The sequence below is a fragment of the Asticcacaulis sp. P2_C5 genome, from assembly GCF_056404555.1.
In genome coordinates, this window is the sequence record NZ_JBFUDU010000005.1 from 226,639 (window position 1) to 247,743 (window position 21,105).

Sequence of the window (21,105 nt, forward strand, 5' to 3'; positions counted from 1 at the left end):
CCGATGAATATCCAGTGGCTGCCGGCCTCTCGGCGCGACCTGGCGCGACTTCACACGTTTCTGAAGGATGCCAATCCGCACGCTGCCGGCCGACGGGTCCGAGCGATTGTGGCAGCTGTCGAAAAAATACCTGACAATCCGCGGGCCGGTCATCGGGTAGAAACATATGCGCCGCGCGAGGTAAGGTCGCTATTCGTGTCCGACTACGAACTGCATTATGAAGTCCTGCCGAATGCACTGGCTATTCTACGCATTTGGCACATGCGCGAAGACCGTTAGTCAGCCCACGTCCTTCATACGAGCCTCGGCGGCGTCGATGCCTTCCGGGCGGCCGAACAGGTAGCCCTGGGCCTCCTCGCAGCCTTCCAGCTTCAGAAGTTCGAGCTGTTTGCTGGTCTCCACGCCTTCGGCCAGGACCTTGATTTCCAGGCTGCGACCGAGCGCCAGGATGGCACGGATGATCGCCTTGGACTGAGGATTGCTTTCGCTGTCCTTGAGGAACGAGCGGTCGATCTTGATCTTGTCGAAGCGGAAGGCATTGAGTGTATCGAGCGACGAGAAGCCGGTGCCGAAGTCGTCGATGGCGATGGTGACGCCCAGATTCTTCAGTTGCCGCAGGATGTGCAGCGCCCGCGTCCGGTCGGCGATGATCATCGATTCGGTGATTTCCAGTTCCAGACGGCGCGGCGACAGGCCCGTGCGGATCAGGGTCTCATGAACGAAGGTCGCCAGTTCCGGATCTGTCAATTGGGCGGGCGACAGGTTGACGGCGATCTTGATGTCGCCGCTCCATGAGGCCGCATCTTCACAGGCTTTTTTCAGCACCCATTTGCCGATATCGATAATGGCGCCGCAATCTTCGGCGATCGAGATAAAGTCGATCGGCGGGATCAGGCCGCGCGTCGGGTGCTGCCAGCGGACCAGGGCTTCGTAGCCGATGATGATATTGTCGGTGACCGAACGCTGGACCTGGTACAGCAGGCGCAATTCCTCGTTTTCCACCGCCTGCCACAGGTCACGGGCGATGTTGCGACGATCGCGCGCCATTTCGTCCATGCTGGATTCGTAATAGCACACCTTCTCCGTGGCGCTCGACTTGGCGCGGTACATGGCCAGGTCGGCATTGTTGAGCAGGACGTCGCGGCTATCGCCGTCGCGTGGATAGATGGCGACGCCCAGGCTGGCACCCGGACGGACCTCGAAACCACCGATCGCCATGGGTTCGTTCAGCGCGATGGTCAGCCGGTCGAGAAAGGCCTGCAGGTCGCGCATGTCGTTGTGACGCTTGGCGGCCACGAACTCGTCACCGCCGACGCGGGCGACGCGTTCATGACCGCAGATCAGGGCTTGCAGACGGTCGCCCAGGACACGCAGGACTTCGTCGCCGGTGGCATGGCCCTTCTGGTCGTTGATCTCCTTGAAGCCGTCGAGATCGATCCCGATCACAGCCACATGTTCGTCGCGGGCGTCCGCCAGGGCCAGGTCCTGTTCCAGCATCGTCAGGAATTGCAGGCGATTGGGCAGGCCGGTCAGGGCGTCGTGCTGCGCCATGTGGTTGATGCGCGCTTCGTCATCCTTGCGGGCAGTAATGTCACGGGTGATCTTGGAAAAGCCGATATGTTTACCGTCCTGATCATACAGCGCGGTCACGACAAGGTCGGCCCAGAAAATCGAACCGTCCTTGCGCACCTGCCGGGCCTCGGCCTCGCGGTAACTGCCGTGTTCCAGGGCCAGTTGCAGGATGTAGCGCGGTTCGCCGGCCTTCTGGGCTTCTTCCGGATAGAAGAGCGAGATGTTGCGCCCGACGATCTCGGCGGTGGTATAGCCCTTGATGGTCTCGGCGGCGCGGTTCCAGTCGGTGATATTGCCTTCGGCGTCCAGCATGCAGATGGCATAGTCCTGCAGGCTTTCGAAGACCAGGCGATGGCGATCTTCGGATTCCGAGCGCGCCCTTTTGAGCTTTTGGCCGAACAGCGCCGTCAGCAGGCTGCCCAGCAGCACGCTGAAAGCGGCCGTGGCAATGACCGTCGACATGTGGGTCGGGCTGAGCGCTATGCCGGACACGCCACGCGACGGATCGGGCACGACCGTCAGGGCGCCCATGGCCGTGAAGTGAAGGGAGACAATGGCCAGCACCAGAAGGCCGGCGGCGGCGGCCGTATGAAGATGGCGGGTTGCGCGCGCGGCCATGGCCGTGGCGTAGGACGCCAGACCGGCGCCCAGCAACAGGGCCGCAACCACCAGATCGGGTGCCCACTGGATGCGCGCAGCGACCTGAACGGCAGCGATACCGAGAAAATGCATGGCGCCGATGCCCAGTCCCGCGACAGCGCCTCCGGTCCAGGTCGCGCCCTTGAACGGGTGGTAGACGGCCAGACCCAGGCCGGATCCGGTAACGACAATGGCAACCACCAGGGACAGAAAGGTCAGGGTAATGTCGAAACTGAACGGCACGCCCGGATTATAGGCCAGCATGGCGATGAAGTGCGTGGCCCAAACACCGAAGCCGGTGGCGACCCCAGCCAGGCACAGCCACTTCAGACGTTCCGACTTGTCCGCGCGCTGCGCCCATTGCATCAGATGGATGGCGGCGAAGCTGGCGGTCAGGCAAATGAGTGCAGCCAGGACAACCAGACCCGGATTGTGTTGGTCACGAATGCAGAACAGAGTGCGGAACATTAGGAGCTCGATAACGATCTGAGTCCTGACAGTTACACAAAAAGGCATACAAAACGCTTAACGCTTTGCGGATTCAGCGCCAAATTCGCAAAATGTGTTCAGCTTTGTGGCTTGTCACCGCTCGCCGTCGAAGAGGCCGGCGCAACGCCGGACGCTGGAACAGGCGGCAACTTCGGCAGGGCGCGCGACTGGTTGGCGCGCTTGCCCAGGGTATTGGTGGCGATGGGGGCGTCCGGATCGACCGGGTCGACCGTCTGGGCGGTCAGGATCGGCTTGGGCAGTTCGTCATAGTTATGCGGACCGCCGGACGTCATGACCATGGCGATGGCGTCGACCTCTTCGTCGGTGGCCATTTCGGCAAACAGATTGGGATGGCCGGACAGGCGCAGGGCAGCGTGTTCGCAGTCGCCCGGCAATTGCCAGGTCGCGTAGGCCCCGGCGGCCTTGTCGATATCGGACGCCCGGGCGCCCTTCCAGCCGTCATAGCCTGCCTGCCGCGCTTGCTCCGCCAGCCTGTGACGGGCTTCGGTCTCACCCTGGCCGGACAGGGTCAGGGCCGCCTCGTAGGCACGCAGATAGGACTTGCCGATCGTCATCAGGGTCGTGTCGACAGGCATGACGGAATCGATCTGGTCAGCCAGTTCCATATCGGCGGACAGGACGCCGTGGCACCAGGCGACGCGCTGATAGTCGTCGGTCGGCGCGTCCTCGATGACGGGCGCATGAATCGTGCCGTCGGGATTGAAGCCCGTTTCGATTGCCACATTCACCGCCGGTGTTGCAACGGGCGGGTTCGCGCGCGCCGTGGCTGCGGCCTTGTGACGCCGGACCTTGGCGTCGGCCGGGGCGGTGGTGAGGCCTGTCATCAGCAGGCAGCCGGCCAGGGCGGCAGTAAGGGCAAGGGCGGACGAACTGGGAAAACGCAAGAGTTAACTCCGGGAGGGCGGCTGCCAGGTCTTGTGCCGCCAGATCTTATACAAAAACATCTCATATACAGCAACCAAGGCAAAAAATCGGCGGGCTTTTTGCGAGCAGGGTCGCAGGCACGCTGACTCTGGCCATGCTGACAGCAAATTGCGCGGCAAAAGCGCACATGTTTCCATGGTTACAAAAACTTTAGACCACGCGACGTGATTTTCGACTAAGGTGGGAAGGCCAAGGAGTGTACCAAGGAGCGTTCATGTCGTTTTGGAAGAATCTGGCCCAGCTTGCTGTCCGCCACTTCGACGCTGCCGAATGCAGCGAATGTCCCAAGGGACCGCCGGGCGCGGACCCGGCCTTTGCCACGGCCGTGACGGCGCTGGGCGCCAAGCTGGCCATGGCTGACGGTCTGGCACACGAGGTTGAACAAAAGGCTTTTCTGCACGTCTTTCAGCCTGATGAAGCTGGGCGCCGCGATGTTCTGCGCCTGTATGATCTGGCGCGCCAGACCAGCCTGGGCTTCGAATCCTACGCCCGACGCCTGGCGAAACGCTATTCCGCCTGCCCGCAAATTCTCGAAGACGTGCTGGAAGGCCTGTTTCACATCGCCGTGTCGGACGGGCACCTCAGCCATGAGGAAGAATCCTATCTCGAAAAAGTTGCCGACCTGTTTGGTCTGCCCATGACGGTCTATCGCCGCGTGCGCGCAGGCTATGTCGCGCCGGACGAGGACGATCCCTATTACATTCTGGGCCTGACGCCGTCGGCCAGCGACGATGATATCCGCCTGGCGCGGCGCCATCGGCTGACCGAATACCACCCGGATCGTATCAGGGCGCGCGGCCTGCCGGCGGACTTCGAGACCGTCTACACGCAGAAAACTGCGATGATCAACCGCGCCTACGACCAGATCAGCCGCGAACGCGCCCTGATGTAATTCCAAGCACGATGGCGATGCGACATCGCGCTTGGCAAGGGCGCCAGAAAACGTCCCTTGGCCGTCGCCGCCGTTGCGGCGAGCCATCGGGGCCGCCCGTGCGGCGGCGTTTGAGCTTTATCTAGCTACTGGCCCTTACGGAAAATTGATGTCTTCAAAAGGGAAAAAGCCCGTCTGAGTGTTGAAAATTTAACAGCCATGCTTAAAAAAATATTAAAATTTCCCTTGTTAACCTTGGTGGCAGTTGACGGCGGGCGATTTCGTGCCAATCTGTACTGATGCAGGATCTCTCCATCCTGTGTGTGAGGTGTAAAAAGTTCATGTCCGATCAAGACTCATCCTTTGCGGCGTTTTCCCAGATCCAGCGGACCTATCGTCCTTGGGGTCAGGTGCGTCGCAAGAATCTGATCTCCCGCATCCTGTATGGCATGGTTATGACCCTTGTCGGCCTGGCTGTTCTGGCTGGCGTGGCCCTTCTGGTTGTATTTGCCGCCTCGGTCGTGGTGGCCAGCGTCATCGCTTTTGCGCTGATGGCAGGTATGGCTGCCGTGACTCGCCGGCCCGCCAAGGTCAGGGTGCGTAGCGACGGTGTGATCGTGGCGCGCAAAAAAGGCTCGACCTGGACCGTTTACTGACTGGTGCCTGACCGACTATGCGGTTAGACCAGAGCTATGTCCCTGATCGAACTGCCGTCTCCAAATTTCAATGAACGCACGACACTCCCCGATATGGTGGTGTTGCACTATACCGGCATGCCGACGGGGCATGAGGCGCTGGAGCGCCTGTGCGATCCGGCAGCGAAGGTCTCGGCGCATTACTGCGTCGACGAGGACGGCAGCGTCTATCGGCTGGTGCCGGAAGAACGGCGCGCCTGGCACGCCGGTGTCGGGTTCTGGAAGGGCGCAACCGACATCAACGGCCTCTCGATCGGCATTGAGATCGTCAATCCCGGTCATGAATTCGGCTATCGCGATTTCCCCCCAGTGCAGATCGACGCGGTCACAGGTCTGCTCGACGCCATACGCGGACGTTGGGAGATTAGCGACGCGCGGATTCTGGGGCATTCCGACATAGCGCCCGAGCGCAAGCAAGATCCGGGCGAACGTTTTCCCTGGAAGACCCTGGCTGAGGCGGGCCACGGTTTATGGCCGGACTCGTTCAATTCCCCCGATCTCCCGCCGGAAGGTGTCATGGGGCCGCCATTGGGTATCGGTGATGCCGGACCGGGTGTGTTCGTCCTGCAGGGCGCCTTGGGCAAGCTCGGCTATAAACTTTTGCCCGGCGGGCCCTATGACGACGAGACGGCGACCGTCGTGCGCGCCTTTCAGCGTCACTGGCTGCCGGAACAGATCGGCACCGAGCTGGAGGGCCGCGCAGACGCAGGCCTGCGCGTACGGCTTATGGCCTTGCTGCGGCACATTTCTCTCATGGAGGCTTAAGATGGCGAATACGGACGCGCAGCAGGAGTCGGTCCTGCCATACTTTTTTGCCGGCGTGTGGGGCTTCGCCGGGTGCATCATGATGGCCATGGGATCGCATCCGCCGGCAGCCGGAACCCTGGTCATCGGGGGACAGTTCCTGGTCTTTCACGCCTTGGCGACCATGGCTGTGGCAACGCAGGTCCGGTTCGGCGGCATTTATAAACGCGCCGCCATCGCCCTGCTGCTGGTCGGCAGCGGCCTGTTCGCCGCCGAGATTGCCATTCATGCGGCGATGCCGGGGTTGATTATTCCCTTAATGGCCCCCTTGGGCGGCCTGATGGCTATATTGGGCTGGTTGTGCATTGCCATCGGCGCCATCCGGACGCAGAAGAGTTGATCTTTCCGTCATAGTGTCGCACAAGCCTTTCGGGCCAGATGACCGGGCGGTCGCGGAATTTCCCCACCAGGGGTGTTTCGAGGAAAGTCCGGGCTCCACGGTAATATGACGGCGGGTAATGCCCGCCAGGGGTGACCCTAGGGATAGCGCCACAGAAAGCAAACCGCCGTGCGTGCACGGTAAGGGTGAAAGGGTGCGGTAAGAGCGCACCGCGCTGCCGGTAACGGGAGCGGCAAGGCAAGCCCCGTCAGGAGCAAGACCAAATAGGAACGGCGCGTTTGCGGCAACGCAGACAGGGCATTACCGCCCCGGACCGTTCGGGTAGGTCGCGTGAGCCGTCCGGCAACGGGCGGCCTAGAGGAATGATCGCCACGATCTGAAGTCTCAGACTTTGGGTCGTACAGAACCCGGCTTACAGGTCATCTGGTCCAATTTATTTCAGCGCAGTCGGGAATCCGCCCCGCAAATGCCTGCAAGCTTGCGTAACGATGCTATCCGTAAATGTCGGGGAGGCAAGAATGCGGGCGATCGTCAGGATATGCGCAGGCGTCATGACCTTGCTGTTGGCGGTGCCGGCATGGGCCGATGTGCCGGTGCCCGATACGCCCGCAGGCAGGCTGACCGGCCTGTGGCTCGAGGCCTTCAACAGTTGTGACGCTGCCAGGATCAAGGCCTTTCACGACACCTATGCGCCGCAGCTTCCACCCGAACGCGATATCGATTTCAGCCAGCGAACCGGCGGGTTCGACATATTGAAGGTCGAACAGAGCCAGCCGCTGCACCTGGTCGCCCTGTTGCGCGAACGCAATTCGGAGACGGTCGGGCGGATGGAGGTCGAGGTGAGCGATGGCGCCACGCCGCAGATTCAGGGGTTCGGTATCCGCGCCATCCCGACACCGGCGGAATTTGCCGTCGTGCGCCTGGGCGAGGCGGGGGCGCTGAGCGCCCTCACGGAGCGCATGGACCAACAGGCGCATGATGACGTGTTCTCCGGCGAGGTCATGGTAGCGAAGGGCGACAGGATCGTCTTCGATCGAACCGTTGGATGGGCCGATCGCGCGACCAGAACTTCGGTCACGGGCGCGACGCAGTTCCGCATCGGCTCGATGAACAAGATGTTTACCGCGGTTGCCGTGCTGCAACTGGTCGAACAGGGCAAGGTGTCGCTGGATGCGCCGGTCGGGACTTATCTTACGAGCTATCCCAATGCCGATATCGCCGCTCGGGTGACGGTTCGCCAGTTGCTGACCCACAGCGGTGGAACCGGCGACATTTTCGGACCGGATTTCGATGCACACCGTGGCGATCTGAAGACCCTCAACGACTATGTGGCGTTGTATGGGGCGAGGGCGCCGGAATTCACCCCCGGCTCACGATTCAGCTATTCCAACTATGGCTATATCCTGCTGGGCGCCATTATCGAGGCGGCGAGCGGCGGGAGCTATTATGACTATGTCGATGCCCATATCTTCAAACCGGCCGCCATGACGCAGACCGGTTATCTGCCTGAAGACGTCGCCGTGCCCAACCGCTCGGCGGGTTATGTCCGTCAGGCAGGGCAGTGGGTCTCCAATGCGGGCGGTCTACCCTATCGCGGAACTTCGGCCGGTGGCGGCTACAGCACGGCTGGCGACCTGGTGAAGTTCGCCCAGGCGCTTCAGGACGGGCGATTGCTATCGGCGAACAGTTTTGCCATGGCGGCGAGCGAACAGATCCGGACGGATCACGGTGGCGCCTACGGCTTCGGTTTCGAGGTCGACGATCAGGACGGTGTGGTCCGGATCGGCCATGGCGGCGGCGCGCCCGGCATGAACGGCGATCTGCGCATCTATCCAAACAGCGGCTATATCGTGGTCAGCCTGAGCAATTTCGATCCGCCGGCCGCCCAGCGCCTTAGCGACTTTATCGCTAGCCGCCTGCCCGCCGGCCGGGGCACGGATTGACGGCCGCCGGACGGTGACCTATGGTCGACGCCTGTTTAGGGGTGGAGTTTGTGATGTTCGGATTATTCGAAGACCGCAAAAAGCGGGAAGCCAGGCGGTTGCTGCTTCTGTGTCAGAACAGGCAGTTCGATATCAAGGCAGAGGCAGTGCAGTCCCTGCCCGACGTGTTGCCGCAGGTTCGTCAGTCGGTTGACGTGAAGTCCCTGGCGGCCATGGAAAATACCCAGTTGCCGCCGCATGCGACCGCTGTCGCCCCGCAGCCTGCCGCGCTGAGCGCCTGAGCCAGGAAAAATTTATGAAAACGCGCGAACTGCTTTTGGCGGCGAAAGACGCCGGATTTGGCATATTGACCCCGGTCGTTGGTCAGAACGATGTCTACCGGTTTACAGCTCTGGGCCTCAACTGCCTGCTGTTTATTACCGGCGCCAATCCGCAAAAGGACGTCACATCCCTGCAACTTTTTGTCGGCATTACCCTGTCGGGTCTCAGCCTGGCCAAGGTCAACCGGTGGAATCTCGAAAACCGCTTTGCTAAAGCCTATGTCATGGACAGCGGCGCCCTGGCCGTCGATTTCGACGTGCTGCTCTTCGGTGACGAAAAGGCGGCACTGAGCTCCGCCTTCGCCGTCTGGTGCCTGCAACTGTCGCGATTAGGTGATTATTTCGGCTGATGGGGTCCTTGCGGCCGCTGTCCTAACTGGTCTTGACGCGGACGGAAAGCGGACGCACTCTCCCCCTTAGGGAGAGCGTTCATGGACACAGCGAAAAAAGTCGGGCTATGGGACATTGTCCTGTACGCCACCGCGATGAATTTCGGCATCCGTTGGCTGGCCTCGGGTGCTGCCACCGGGCCTGTCGCCATCCCCATCTGGGCCATTGCCGCCGTGCTGTTCCTGGTACCGCTGTCCATGGCCACCATGGCCCTGTCGGAAAAATTTCCCGGTGAAGGCGCCGTTTATGCCTGGACGCGTGAGACCATGGGTCCCTTCATGGGCTTTCTGTGCGGTTGGATCTATTGGGCGTGCAACCTGCCATTTTTCTCGGGCCTGCTGGTCTTTATCGTCAATCTGGGCGGCACCGTGCTCAAGGGGCTGGGCTTTGAACAGGCTGGCGACCTCCTGACCCAGCCTACCGGTGTCCTGGTCGCCTCGTCCGTCCTGGTCATCATAGTGGGCTGGATGCACAGCCGCGGCCTCAATCTCGGCAAATGGCTGTCCTCCGTCGGCGCCGTGGTGTCGATCGCCCTACTGGTCTTCCTGACCGTGGCCGGGTTCTATTTTGCCGGCACGACGGGTTCGGCGACCAATTTCGCCACAGCCAACTATCTGCCGAAGCTGGATGGCAATGCCGCCCTGTTGTGGGCAACCATGGTCTTCGGTTATGGCGGCGCCGAGGGCGTGGCCCTGTTGCGCAACGAGGCCAGGGGCGGGCCGGCCACCATCATTAAGGCGCTGATCCTGGTCGGGATCGGGTTGGCCCTGGCCTATGTCCTGGGGACGGCAGGCATGCTGATGATCCTGCCGCAGGAGACCGCATCGCGTCTCGATGGCCTGCCCGGCGCCCTGGGCGTGGCGGTCGACAAGCTGCACGTTGCCTGGCTGACGCCGTGGCTGCTGGCCGGCCTGGCCGTGGTTCTGCTGGGTGGCCTGAGCGCCTGGTTCGGCGCGGCGGCGCGGCTGCCGTTTGCCGTCGGCATAGACCATATGCTTCCGGCCGTGGTTGGCAAGCGCGATCCGAAGACCGGCGCGCCCTATGTCGCCATCTGGCTGCAGACGGCACTGGTCGTGGTGATCACCATCTTCAGCCAGGCGGGGGTGAAGACCCTGGCCGGGGTCTATGACTTCATCGTCGCCATGAGCACGCTCAGCTACACCCTGCCGTTTCTATTCCTGTTCGTCGCCTGGTGGGTGGCGGATAACCGGCCGCGTTCGCGGTGGATCGCGCTCATGGGCTTCCTGGTGTCGCTGTCGGCCATTGTGTGCAGTTTCATCCCGGCGCCGGGTACCGGCTGGGACTCGACGTGGAAACTGGCCTGGGCCACGGTGGTCCTGCTGATCTCGGGCACGGCGATTTACGGCATCTATCTCCTGCGCAGGAAGCCCTCATGAGCGACGATATTGCCCCCGTTGCCAAGGCGATTGCGCCCGTGACCGCACCGGCGTCATGGTATACCGACCCGCAGCTGTGGCCGGTCGAACGGCAGAAAATTTTCGCCGCCACATGGCAGTTTGTCGGCCACGAGAGCGAGGTGCTCGCACCCCGTACCTGGTGGGCCGATACGCTGGCCGGTTATCCGGTGGTGGTGGTCCGCGGCGACGACGGCACCCTGCGCGGCTTTCACAATGTCTGCCGCCATCGTGCCGGGCCGCTGGTGCGCGAAGCATCTGGCGTCTGCGACGGACACCTGACCTGCCAGTATCACGGCTGGAAATACACGCTGGATGGCCGCTTGCGCATGGCGCGCGACTTCGGTGCGGCTAGTGATTTCGATCCGCGTGATTTCGGCCTGTTTCCGCTGCAACTGACATTGTGGCGCGGTTTGATCTTTGTCGGGATCGGTACGGATCTGCCTGACCTGGCCGATCTTATGGCGCCCATCGACGCCAGGCTGGGCGCCGTCGACTGGTCGGGCCTGGGTGTTGCCCTGCGCCGTTCGCACGACCTGGGCTGTAACTGGAAGACCTATGTCGAGAACTATCTCGAAGGCTATCACGTGCCCAATATCCATCCCGGTCTCGATGCCGAGGTCCAGGCCGACAAATACCGCGTGACGGTCGAGGGCAGGGTGGCGCTGCACGAAGTCCCACCAAGATCTGCCGATGCCGTCTATGACGGGGTCTGGGCGTGGCTGTGGCCCAATATCGCGATCAATGTCTATAACCGCGGGCTGATGATCGAGCGCATGTCGCCGATCGGTCATGACCGGACGCGCCTCGACTATATCTATCTGACGCCGGGCGGCGAGGCGGTGCCGGACGCGACGCTTGCCATGTCGGACCAGGTGACAGCCGAGGACAAGTGGATCACCGAACGCGTGCAGGAAAACCTGAATGCCGGTGTCTACAGCACCGGACGCCTGTCGCCGAAACACGAGGTGGCCATTACGGCGTTTCAGAGCTGGGTGCGGGACGCGATCGGCGCCTGAGCATTAGCTGACCGATCAGGCAGGCGCCCGTCAGCCCGTAGATGGCGTAGAAGATGCGCTGTTCGTGTTCGGAAATGTACACAATGCCGCCGTGGGTCTCATAGGGCACGGTGTATGGACCCGAGGGTTTCGCGATATTGCGCACAGTGACGTCACGCGCGAACGGGTAGCTGAGCGCGATCAGGCCGATGGCCACGACGATGATAACAGACTGAAATATAAGGCGCATATGGGCATTCCTGTCGAAGAACCTGTCTGGCACAGGATCGGCGCCTTGCCAATGCAGTTTGGCCGGCATCCGTCTGTCGCGTGGCATATACCGGCTCGACGGAGTTTGATAGACTTGGGCCAGAACCCGGGGAGGGACGCACATGCGCATTCGTAATCTTGTCATCACGCTGATGGTGGCCTTTGCCGCGACGCCGGTGTGCGCCGGACCGATTTCGACCAGCGACTGGAATACCTTCGTCACCGACTCCTATTCGCAATACGGTGATGCGGACGCCGACGATTTCGAGGATCAACTGTATCAGGCCGCGACCCATACCAAGACGCAGGCCGCGGCGCTCGCCGATTTCGCCAACCGGATGAAGCTCGATCCCGCCCGGGCGCAGGCCGATGCTGCCCTGGTCGTCCACATGGTGGTCAACGACAACACGTGCGAAAGCCATTGTGAGTTCGCGCCCGGCACACCCCTGTATGAGGAAGCGCTGGCCACCGCCGCCCAGGAGCCCGATGGCAAGCTGCTGCTGTGGCTGGGCAAGCAGATCGATGAAGGCGATACGGCCGCCTTTATCCGTCTGGCCTGGAACCATCCCCAGGCCGCTGCGATCTTTGCGGAATTGTTGAGCTACAATGAAAAAAGCGCCTATCTGGTAGCGACCCTGCTGAAGTTGCCGGACGATCCGTCCGGCATCCCGCTGCCCCAGTTGAAAGGCGCCGCGTTTTCGGGTGCACCTGACGAGATGGATGGCCTGGTCCCGGCGGTGCTCGACGCCAGCGAAGCCCGGCTGGCCGACGTGCCGGGAAGCCTGGCCTGGCGGGCCGCCCTGGCGCAGGTCATTCTCGACCAGGATCTGACGTTGGGCCTGGATCAGGACGCCGTCGCGCACTACCTCGCCTATCCGGACGCCCTGCGTGCCCAACTGCCCTATACGCCGGCCGGCCTGACGGGCAACCAGCTGTGCCGTCAGGCCGATGCCAGCTATCTGTTCGGCAATCGTCTGGCGGCCGCGCTGTGGCGTGAAGGCAAGACGGCCGAGGCGGCGGACGTACTGGCGCACGTCTATCCGGCGGACTGGAAGCGCGATGGCGCCAGCCAGACCGCGCTGGACATAGTGCGGGATGCCATGACGCCGGCGATAGCCGACAAGGATCTGTTCAGCCTGTATATCGAGGGCCGTCCTAAGCCGGACAATGCCGCAGCCAAACCTGCCGGCGGCGATTGCAGTTCCGGCGTCGGCGGCATGTCGGGCGATGGCTGGCTGTTTGCGACGGCGCGGGAAGCGCCGGCGGTGCGCCAGTTGGTGGCCGATCGCCTGGCCAGGGCGGGCTACACAGACATGGCGGCCTGGCTGAACAACCAGACCGTATTCAATGACTGGAACTCAGATGCTCCCGTCCTGTCGCACCTGAGCGACCTGCTGCCCGCCGATGTCATCGCCCGGCAGTCGGCCTGGGCGTCGCGAATCGCGGCGCTGAAGGCGGCCGAGCAAACTTCGCAGGCCAGTTCTGCACCCGTCCATGTCGTGGCGACGCACCTGACACCGCCATGGACGGAAAAGCCGTTGCCGGAAGGTGTCGCCGCCTGGGGTGGCAAGGCTGCGCCGACCTTGCCCAAGACCGCGAACCTGCCCGTGCCGGCGGACAACGTCATCCGGTACGAGGGCAAGGGCGACGAGGCGACCCTGATCTATGAGTCTGCGGACTTCGACCTGCCGGGCGAGGTTCCGGCCTACGGCCTGTGGATGGCCCAGCGACGCGCCGGCAAGTGGCAGCGCCAGGTCTATCTCGGGCTGCAGCAGTATTTCCCCTATGTCGCCACGGTGGGTTCACGCCTGCCCCTGATCAATGGCGACCACCTCAATCTCGAAGTCCAGGTGCGCGAGATCGATCCGAAGACCATCACTTTCCCGCCGGTCGCCCTGGGCTATAGGCGCGAAGCCTCCGGGCTTTATCTCGACATGGCCCTGGCCGACCTTGCGGCCGATTCCGATGGCGACGGCATGACCGATATCGAGGAGGCGCGGCTGGGGCTGAAGCCGGATAATGCCGACAGTGACGGTGACGGCATTCGCGACGACAACGACGCGGTGCCGCTGACGGCCTACGACCCGAACGCCAATCCGGCCACCAAGGCCTTGGCGCGGATCATATTGCAGCATCTGGTCGGCCATGATGCCGGCGCGATCGTGCTGAAGCCGCGCGAGCCGGGCGACGATCCGATATTGGGTGCTCTGGGCGGTTCGGCCCCGAAGGCAGGGGGGCGTTACACTGTCTTCGTCGTGTCGGACACCGACGTCTTTTCCGGCATTGCCGACGCACCTTTCCGGCTGGTCGTCTATTCGAGCGAAGATCTGAAGCAATTGGGCCGCGACAAGACGCCCTTTTATCCGCCGCGGATCATCAACATCTTCCGTTCGCTGGACGGGGACAGCTATTATGTCAACTGGTCGGCCAGTTGGGTCGGCGGCGCCTTCCTTGTCCATTGCAATGGCGATGACTGCACCAGCAAGTCCCTGAGCGACTGGATTACCTGAGCGGCTGAGAAAGGTTCGCGGCCGTTCACTGCGACTCTTCCTGGGAAATCTTGAATGCAAAGGTCCTGTTTAGCAACGTGCTGTACCCGCTCCATGGCATGGATGTCACTTAGTCCAAATTCGTGGATAAAAATTTGTTTCAACCCTAGGAAACTCTACCGCAATGCGGTATTTATAATTCGTTTTCGATGTCGCCGAAAAGTCGAACTTTACGGCAGCAGGATGAAAATCAACAAAACTGTTCAGTGTGAAAAGCATGAAAATGCGATTGCGAAAGTTTAGTGCCCGGGAAAAGCGATGAATTTAAAGTTTATGGGGGGCGCCATAGGCGTAATAAACTATATAAATAACAATGTGTTCAAGATTAAGCCGGTCGCCTTGGTGCGGGAATCCGGACTCTTTGATGAAGACTATTATTTATCGCGAAACGAGGTGCTGCGCATATTGGGCGGTGATCCGATCGCTGATTATCTCGAATCTGGTTGGAAGCAAGGATTCGACCCAAATCCCTATTTCGATTCCAGGTGGTATTTGGACGCTAACCCCGATATTGCGCGTGCTAACATAAATCCACTGGTGCATTACATAAAATATGGCGCCGCTGAACAGCGCCAGCCTGGACCCGTATTTGACGAAAAGGCTTATCGCGCCTCTGTTGCGGACGACCTGCCGGCCAATGTGCTGCCGCTTGCCTATTTCCTTGGCCAGATCAAGACACACTTTCGCAACGGCCTAGCCTATGTCGATCCTGAAACAGCCTATAACAAGGAATTGCGTGGGGAAGCCGAAGATGCTGCTGAATTTGACCCGGCATTTTACCGTGCCTACTATGCCGACGCCGCTGGCCTAGACGGCAAGGCGCTGCTGCATCACTACATGATGATTGGCCGCGCCAACGGCAGATACGCAAATGTCGAAATTGCGATTGCCTCGCTGGAGACGCGATTCGGCTCATTGCCGGAGAATTTTGACGAAGGGGCCTACCTCGACAACTATCCGAGTGCGGCGAAGGAGTATCCCTTTGCCCGTGGCGGTGCCGTGCATTACCTCCGGTTCGGGCGGTCGAAAGGCCTGCGTCCCAGCCTCCGAGATACCTACGACAACAAGCGTTCAAACCTGACGGCGAAGCAAATCATGCCTTCCGGGGTGACGTGCGGCGACTGAGGATGCGGTGCAAGTAGCTTAGATAGAGGCGGAGAGGGGTGGCGCTCGTCTTTCGGGACCGACACTCGATATGAAGAAGTTCACAATTTGTTCGAAGAAAAAGTGCATGACTCTGACAGCGTTAAAGAAAATCGTAAAAAAATTTGGCCCTAAGAAATCGGCTCAGACGTCGAATTCTAATGAGGGTAAGGTCAGATATGATTTTTTATTCGATTACAAAAATTATAATATTGGTGGGATGGAGTTTTTGAACGAAGAAGCTGCGTTGGAGCACTATGATACCATCGGGTATCAAACGGGTGCTTCTCCGAGCCCTTTTCTTAACCCTGAACTTTTGCAACGAATATACGCCGACCTTGTTCCACAAAATTTGCTTTACGTCGAATTCGGCGACAAGAGCCCGACGCCCCATCTTTTTGGCCCCTTATTCAATTTAAAATATTTTTCGTTGAAGCAGAAATGTGATGCGGACGACGCCATATATTTGTTTTTGACGCGCTTGCAGCAAGGTAGTTGGTGCGATTTTCATCCACTGATCTGTGAAGAGGATTTCTTGCAGTCTGGGGCTGCTGACCTCTATCAGTGGGTAGCCGATCTGTTTAATCCAAATCAATCCTTGGCCAAGGCCAGGTTTGTATTTTTCCTTCCCGAATTTTACCGCCGAACCTGTTCGGAATTAACCTACGAAAACGAATTGATCGACTATCTATTGTTTTCGCAATTTCATGGCGGTTGGCCGCACCCTCTCTGTGATCTTCGGTTTGCGGCATTGCATGGCAGCTTGCCGAGCTCACCGTTAGAATATGGAGATGTGTGGTCTGACGCCATAGCAGCTTGGCCCAATTCTGCCCCGGTTATGAGTCCCTTTTTTGATGCGTATGATTATAATCACCGTGCAAATGAATACTCACGGTCTTTGCCCGCTTCGGCTTCCCATAAATTGGGCACATCTGAAGACGTCTCACCGGCTAAATCTAGCCACCCTCTGATCCGCTTTACGCGCTCGAATATTGAGACGGAGCTGGGACCGCAAACACTGCAAAATTGCTTGAAATATGCCTCGGGACTTTATCCCGTTACCGCCCTTAACACGCGTATCATGGGGAGCGATTTAATCGATATTATCGGGTATTTTCTTACCTCCAGCTCATCAACCCCTATCGATATTAAAACCAGCATTTGCATTCTGAATTATAACAAGGTCGCTCATACCTTCTTCAGTGCCATCGCCGCTGCCAAACATTCGGATGAACACACCGAGATTATTGTCTTCGATAATGGCAGTGACTCCTGGCAGGCGGAGTTGCTATTAGGTCTGTTTAAGAATCATCGAAAAATTCGCCTTGTGCGCTCAAACGCAAATTTGTTTTTTGGCGAAGGAAACAATGTCGCAAAAGATTTGGCGGTTGGAGAGTATTTATATTTTTTGAACAACGATGCTTATGTTGGTCCGGGAACTGTGGAGCGACTTGTCTCTCACTTGGATGCGACACCTGACGCTGCAGCTTGTGGCGTCCCTTTCCTATTTCCTGATGGAACTGTACAGGAGTATGGCGGCGCTATAATGGGATCCGGGCAGCAAATTCAGGATTACAAAAACACACCCCTGCGCGATCACATGCGTTACGCGCCTGTGCAAGGCGTCGTCCAGACCGACTACGTATCGTCGGCCAGCTTTTGTGTTCGCCGGGCAATTTTGGAAGACGTTGGCGGCTACGACTATATCTTTGAGCCACTCTATTTTGAAGATACCGACCTTTGTATGCGGATACGCGCGGCCGGTCACCATATCGATTTGTTGTATGACAACTATGTTATCCATGTAGAAAATGCGACAACCCGTGATTTTCTTGGTTCCAACTTTATGACGCAAATCGCCAGAAACCGCGATGTTTTCCGTCGCCGTTGGCAGTATAAACCGAAGCTATGTAAGCCGCGCTCATTCGCGCCGTTTAAGTCGGCTTTCATGCAACAGTACCCGGACAGGCCGTCCGCTGTAATTTATACCCCATACCCGGTAAGCATAGGTGGAGGGGAGCGCTATATTCTATCAATTTTAAGTATCCTTAGCAAAACATATAATGTGACGCTAGTTACTGAGCGCTTGCTGAGTCGTGATCGCTTGGCGTTTGTTATGTCGGACCTTGGTTTAACCCTGAGTGAAGATAGCTCAGTAAGCATAAAAACTTTGAATAGCTTGAATAGTTTAACTCAGCCCGACCTGATGATCGTTATGGGTAACGAACTGGCGCCCCCGATCAGGCTATTTGGCAAAAGGAACATCTATCATTGTCAGTTTCCTTTCTCGTCCCATTTTCAGGACAATTTTCAATTTGATGGCATTGATAACATTGACTTTTATATGTGCAATAGCCAATTCACGAAAAGAAACGTGGAAAGAAAGCTGACAGAAATTCATAAAGAGTCGAAAGTTCAGGTATTGTCGCCGCCCGTAAGAGTATTACCGGCGGGGGCAAAGGATTTCAGCGGTTTCCACCTCAAGCCAAAGTTGATCTCTGTTGGAAGATTTGAGCGGGGGGGGCATTCAAAGAATCAACATGTCGCAGCACTGATTTTGAAGGAAATTCAAAAAACCTCTGTTGACGCCCAATTGGCACTTGTGGGCGGATTTAATGGCACTTCTGAACAGGCTGCATATCTTGAGTTGATCCGTGAAATTGCTAAGGATGCAGTCATTACGACGAATGCGCCGCGAGCCGATCTGGAACAATATTTGTCCGACGCCCACCTCTATATTCATGCCTGCGGTTACGGATCCAGCCTTACCGCCGTCCCGGAACGGCAAGAACACTTTGGTATTTCAATTGTAGAGGCCATGTCCTATGGCTGCATTCCAATTGTATACAATGCAGGGGGGCCTAAGGAAATAATTGAGGAAACCGGTTGTGGATTTGCGTATGATTCGATAGCTGAATGTTCGGCGGTCGTGAGAAAACTTCAGCGAATGCCGTTAAGCCAATTGGAGGACCTGTCCCAAAGAGCAATTGCTGCCGCTGCGAGATATTCCGATGAAAAATTCTGCGAAAACCTTCTCGACCTCTTGTAGTTGCCGGCGACAGTAAAAGGTGTGACATTCAGGGCAGCAGAGTTGGGGCGTGCAGCATAAAGGCGTGAATTACGGATCTGCTGAATGCCCATTACGACCGGCAGAAGTGCACCTGTACCAGGAACGCTGCATCAGCCTTCCGTACGGAGGAAGACTCTAGATACGCTTGGAGGCGATCTTTCGTACAAGCATAAGCTGATACAATTCAGGTTCTAAAAATAGGAGTTAAATTAGACTGATGCCGAAACACCTGATATACGACGCTATCGAAGAATGAAAATGAGTTTGGATTGGAGTTTTTTCTAACTTAGGCTGCCAATAAATGTGCTAATCGGCGCATATTCCGAAATCACACACCATCAATAAGTTAATACCGACTGTTAGGCACTACAAAGATGGATATGAAAGCATTAATTGAAGATGTTGTATTTCGAAATCCGACTGAACTATCTAAAACAAAAGTTACTATAAGGCGTTATCTGCTAATTGCTTCTTGTCTGATGGTTCATTTCCCGTCGTATGTTTATGATTTAGACGGTATTTTTTCAGACTATATTGTATTTAATAACTTAACTGATCTAGAAGATAAAGATTTCGATCAAATATCTGCTTATGATTTTCAAATCATAAGCCTACCGCTTAGATCGGTGTTGCCTGATTTCTTTTTTAACGAAGTTAAATACTCTGAATATTCACACTATGTCGAAGCGTTGGAACTGGCTAAAAATCGGTTAGAAATGATTTTTCAAGCATCTATTAAGTATAATAGAGAGCATGGCTTGTTAACGTTCGTATGCAATTTTTTTGTTCCGCAACAAAATAATATGGGCAGGTTGTTACCTAAGTACACTCTGCGTAACAGGGCTTTTTTCATAGAAAAATTAAACGAACATCTGTCTCACTTGATGCAAAATAATTCAAACATGTACATGCTGGATGCAGATGGTATTGGCGCTACTTACGGGAAAAGGTACTTTCAGGACGAGTATGTATGGTCAGACAACCATGGGTCTCTTTTGAATGATTCCGAATACCGGTTGGATCAGGCCAGGCTTGAGCCGGTTCAGCCGCCATCTATCCTGTATGGTGTCGAAGACAGGCCACACAAGTTTTTGGGCCTTTTGTGGGCTGAAATAATAAGCATGTATAAAACTGCGCGCGGTATCGACGCGGTAAAAATGGTGATTTTCGATATTGATGATACTCTGTGGAGAGGGGTAATGGCCGAAGCGGACTCCATTTCGCCTAATGCGATGGAGGGTTGGCCGCTCGGTCTTATCGACGCTATTCGTGCCTTACGTGATCGTGGAATTATCTTGGCATTGGCAAGCAAGAATGACGAAAAGATAGTCGAAAGTATCTGGAGTAAACTTATCGGCCCAAGACTGCCAATTACCGATTTTGCCATTAGGAAGATATCTTGGTCGCCTAAAGTTGAGGGAGTAGCCGAAATACTGGCGACTGCGAACCTGCTTCCACAGAATGTTGCTTTTGTGGACGATAATCCTGTGGAACGGGAGCAAGTATCGCTTGCGTTTCCGGATATAAGGGTAATTCCTGCGAACCCATACACGCTAAAACGCATTTTGATATGGAGTTCTGAAACACAAGTCCCCTATATCACGGACGAATCGGCTGCCAGAAATAAATTAATGAGCTCACAAGCTGAGCGCGAGGCTGTCCGGAAGACCATGTCCAGGGAAGAGTTTTTGGCCTCTCTTAGCATCAATATTTCATATAACTATATTACTTCTGATATCGAAGCGTCCTTACTCCGTGCTCTCGAACTTTTAAATAAAACCAACCAATTTAACACCACCGGAAGGAGGTGGTCCTTGGAAGAGATCAAGCACTTCCTTATAAATGGGAATAGAATTTTAACTTGGACCGTTTCTGACCGTTTTTCAGAATATGGCTTAGTTGGTGTGGCTTTGTTGAGTTCAGCGTCAATAGAGCAAATGGTGATGAGTTGTAGAGTTTTTGGCTTGGAAGTCGAAACTCTAGTGCTCCAAAAGATAGAGAAAGCTTTTATTGAAAGCGGTTCTTCGAATATTTCCGCGCGGTTTGTTGTGACCGATAAAAACGGACCTTGCCAACAATTATTTCCTTCGAGTGGCTACAGTATTAACGAGCTTGGTTTCGAAAAAAGTTTAATTAATTTGGTTTGATTCTCGGTTTTTACGCACGCATTAGGCGAGTGGCGTCTTGCAAAGTCGCGTGATTTTTCATCTCTTGTCGGCTTTTGTATAGTCCGAAACGGTTACGCCGCCGTTTGCAAGGGTTGCATGTGTCTAAAGTGGATGTATACGTTAAGCGTCGAAGTTGGAGTCGGGACGAGATGCTGTCGAGCGCAGCGGAGTCTTTTGAAGGATGGCCTTTCCGTGGTTGCTCGACGCCATGGTCTGCAAACGCACCATATGAGAGCCTTTCATAACTTGCACTTATAATTTTTTTGACACAAATGGCTATTCATGGAGCTTGTTGTGCGTCGAATCCTCTAGATGTAAAAGGACTGTGGCGATGACTGTCAAGGCCGCCGTGACGCGAACATGCGTCCAGACGGAGCAGGTGTCCATGCGAAATCTCGAAACAATTTGGACGTAAGGAATGCTGAGTCGACGTTGGGTTAGCCAAAGCTGATATTAAATTTAGTCGGTGGTTAACGGTTGAAGG

At 57.0% G+C, this 21,105-nt stretch carries 17 protein-coding genes and 1 other RNA gene; 15 read left to right on the forward strand and 3 right to left on the reverse strand.

Annotation, left to right across the window (positions count from 1 at the left end; genetic code table 11):
* The first annotated feature begins 3 nt into the window (after positions 1–3).
* On the forward strand, positions 4–279 hold the full coding sequence (locus AC1DXO_RS10860) for a type II toxin-antitoxin system RelE/ParE family toxin (protein WP_476978158.1): 276 nt from the start codon (positions 4–6) through the stop codon (positions 277–279).
* On the opposite strand, the gene AC1DXO_RS10865 is transcribed toward AC1DXO_RS10860, so the two are convergent.
* Both AC1DXO_RS10865 and AC1DXO_RS10870 read right to left on the reverse strand, forming a co-directional pair.
* Entirely contained in the window at positions 280–2,679 is a 2,400-nt protein-coding gene (locus AC1DXO_RS10865) for a bifunctional diguanylate cyclase/phosphodiesterase (protein ID WP_476978159.1), read from the reverse strand.
* A 98-nt stretch (positions 2,680–2,777) separates the two neighbouring features.
* Positions 2,778–3,605, reverse strand: a complete 828-nt coding sequence (locus tag AC1DXO_RS10870; RefSeq protein ID WP_476978160.1) for a hypothetical protein — start codon at positions 3,603–3,605, stop codon at positions 2,778–2,780.
* 254 nt (positions 3,606–3,859) lie between these two features.
* Between AC1DXO_RS10870 and AC1DXO_RS10875 the strand changes: the two genes are divergently transcribed.
* The 10 genes from AC1DXO_RS10875 (at position 3,860) to AC1DXO_RS10920 (ending at position 11,442) form a co-directional block, all read left to right on the forward strand.
* Positions 3,860–4,537 carry a TerB family tellurite resistance protein gene (locus AC1DXO_RS10875; RefSeq protein ID WP_476978161.1) on the forward strand — a complete coding sequence of 226 codons (678 nt, stop codon included), beginning with the start codon at positions 3,860–3,862 and terminating at the stop codon, positions 4,535–4,537.
* Between the two features lie 320 nt (positions 4,538–4,857).
* The gene (locus AC1DXO_RS10880; protein ID WP_476978162.1) at positions 4,858–5,172 is read left to right on the forward strand and encodes a hypothetical protein; all 315 of its coding nucleotides are present in this window, start codon (positions 4,858–4,860) and stop codon (positions 5,170–5,172) included.
* 36 nt (positions 5,173–5,208) lie between these two features.
* A complete protein-coding gene (locus AC1DXO_RS10885; RefSeq protein ID WP_476978163.1) occupies positions 5,209–5,976 on the forward strand; it encodes a peptidoglycan recognition protein family protein in 768 nt (255 codons plus the stop codon).
* Between the two features lies 1 nt (position 5,977).
* On the forward strand, positions 5,978–6,355 hold the full coding sequence (locus AC1DXO_RS10890) for a DUF423 domain-containing protein (protein ID WP_476978164.1): 378 nt from the start codon (positions 5,978–5,980) through the stop codon (positions 6,353–6,355).
* 34 nt (positions 6,356–6,389) lie between these two features.
* An RNA gene (rnpB, locus tag AC1DXO_RS10895) (RNase P RNA component class A) lies at positions 6,390–6,786 on the forward strand.
* A 120-nt stretch (positions 6,787–6,906) separates the two neighbouring features.
* Positions 6,907–8,298 carry a serine hydrolase domain-containing protein gene (locus tag AC1DXO_RS10900; protein ID WP_476978165.1) on the forward strand — a complete coding sequence of 464 codons (1,392 nt, stop codon included), beginning with the start codon at positions 6,907–6,909 and terminating at the stop codon, positions 8,296–8,298.
* A 20-nt stretch (positions 8,299–8,318) separates the two neighbouring features.
* Complete coding sequence (locus tag AC1DXO_RS10905) at positions 8,319–8,579, forward strand: hypothetical protein (RefSeq protein WP_476978166.1); 261 nt, start codon at positions 8,319–8,321, stop codon at positions 8,577–8,579.
* A 14-nt stretch (positions 8,580–8,593) separates the two neighbouring features.
* A complete protein-coding gene (locus AC1DXO_RS10910; RefSeq protein ID WP_476978167.1) occupies positions 8,594–8,968 on the forward strand; it encodes a YbjN domain-containing protein in 375 nt (124 codons plus the stop codon).
* A gap of 81 nt (positions 8,969–9,049) precedes the next feature.
* A complete protein-coding gene (locus AC1DXO_RS10915; RefSeq protein WP_476978168.1) occupies positions 9,050–10,405 on the forward strand; it encodes an APC family permease in 1,356 nt (451 codons plus the stop codon).
* Positions 10,402–11,442 carry an aromatic ring-hydroxylating oxygenase subunit alpha gene (locus AC1DXO_RS10920; RefSeq protein ID WP_476978169.1) on the forward strand — a complete coding sequence of 347 codons (1,041 nt, stop codon included), beginning with the start codon at positions 10,402–10,404 and terminating at the stop codon, positions 11,440–11,442. Before AC1DXO_RS10915 ends, AC1DXO_RS10920 begins: the two co-directional genes overlap by 4 nt.
* Here AC1DXO_RS10920 and AC1DXO_RS10925 read toward each other — a convergent pair.
* Entirely contained in the window at positions 11,399–11,671 is a 273-nt protein-coding gene (locus tag AC1DXO_RS10925) for a hypothetical protein (protein ID WP_476978170.1), read from the reverse strand. The two genes, AC1DXO_RS10920 and AC1DXO_RS10925, sit on opposite strands and share 44 nt — an antisense overlap.
* A 142-nt stretch (positions 11,672–11,813) precedes the next feature.
* On the opposite strand from AC1DXO_RS10925, the gene AC1DXO_RS10930 reads away from it, so the two are divergent.
* The 4 genes from AC1DXO_RS10930 (at position 11,814) to AC1DXO_RS10945 (ending at position 20,600) form a co-directional block, all read left to right on the forward strand.
* Positions 11,814–14,201: a hypothetical protein gene (locus AC1DXO_RS10930; RefSeq protein ID WP_476978171.1), complete on the forward strand. Its 2,388-nt coding sequence runs from the start codon at positions 11,814–11,816 to the stop codon at positions 14,199–14,201.
* Between the two features lie 297 nt (positions 14,202–14,498).
* Entirely contained in the window at positions 14,499–15,365 is an 867-nt protein-coding gene (locus AC1DXO_RS10935) for a hypothetical protein (protein ID WP_476978172.1), read from the forward strand.
* Positions 15,366–15,471: 106 nt separating this feature from the next.
* Positions 15,472–18,432, forward strand: a complete 2,961-nt coding sequence (locus tag AC1DXO_RS10940; protein WP_476978173.1) for a glycosyltransferase — start codon at positions 15,472–15,474, stop codon at positions 18,430–18,432.
* A 395-nt stretch (positions 18,433–18,827) separates the two neighbouring features.
* A complete protein-coding gene (locus tag AC1DXO_RS10945) occupies positions 18,828–20,600 on the forward strand; it encodes an HAD-IIIC family phosphatase (protein WP_476978174.1) in 1,773 nt (590 codons plus the stop codon).
* Positions 20,601–21,105: the final 505 nt, after the last annotated feature.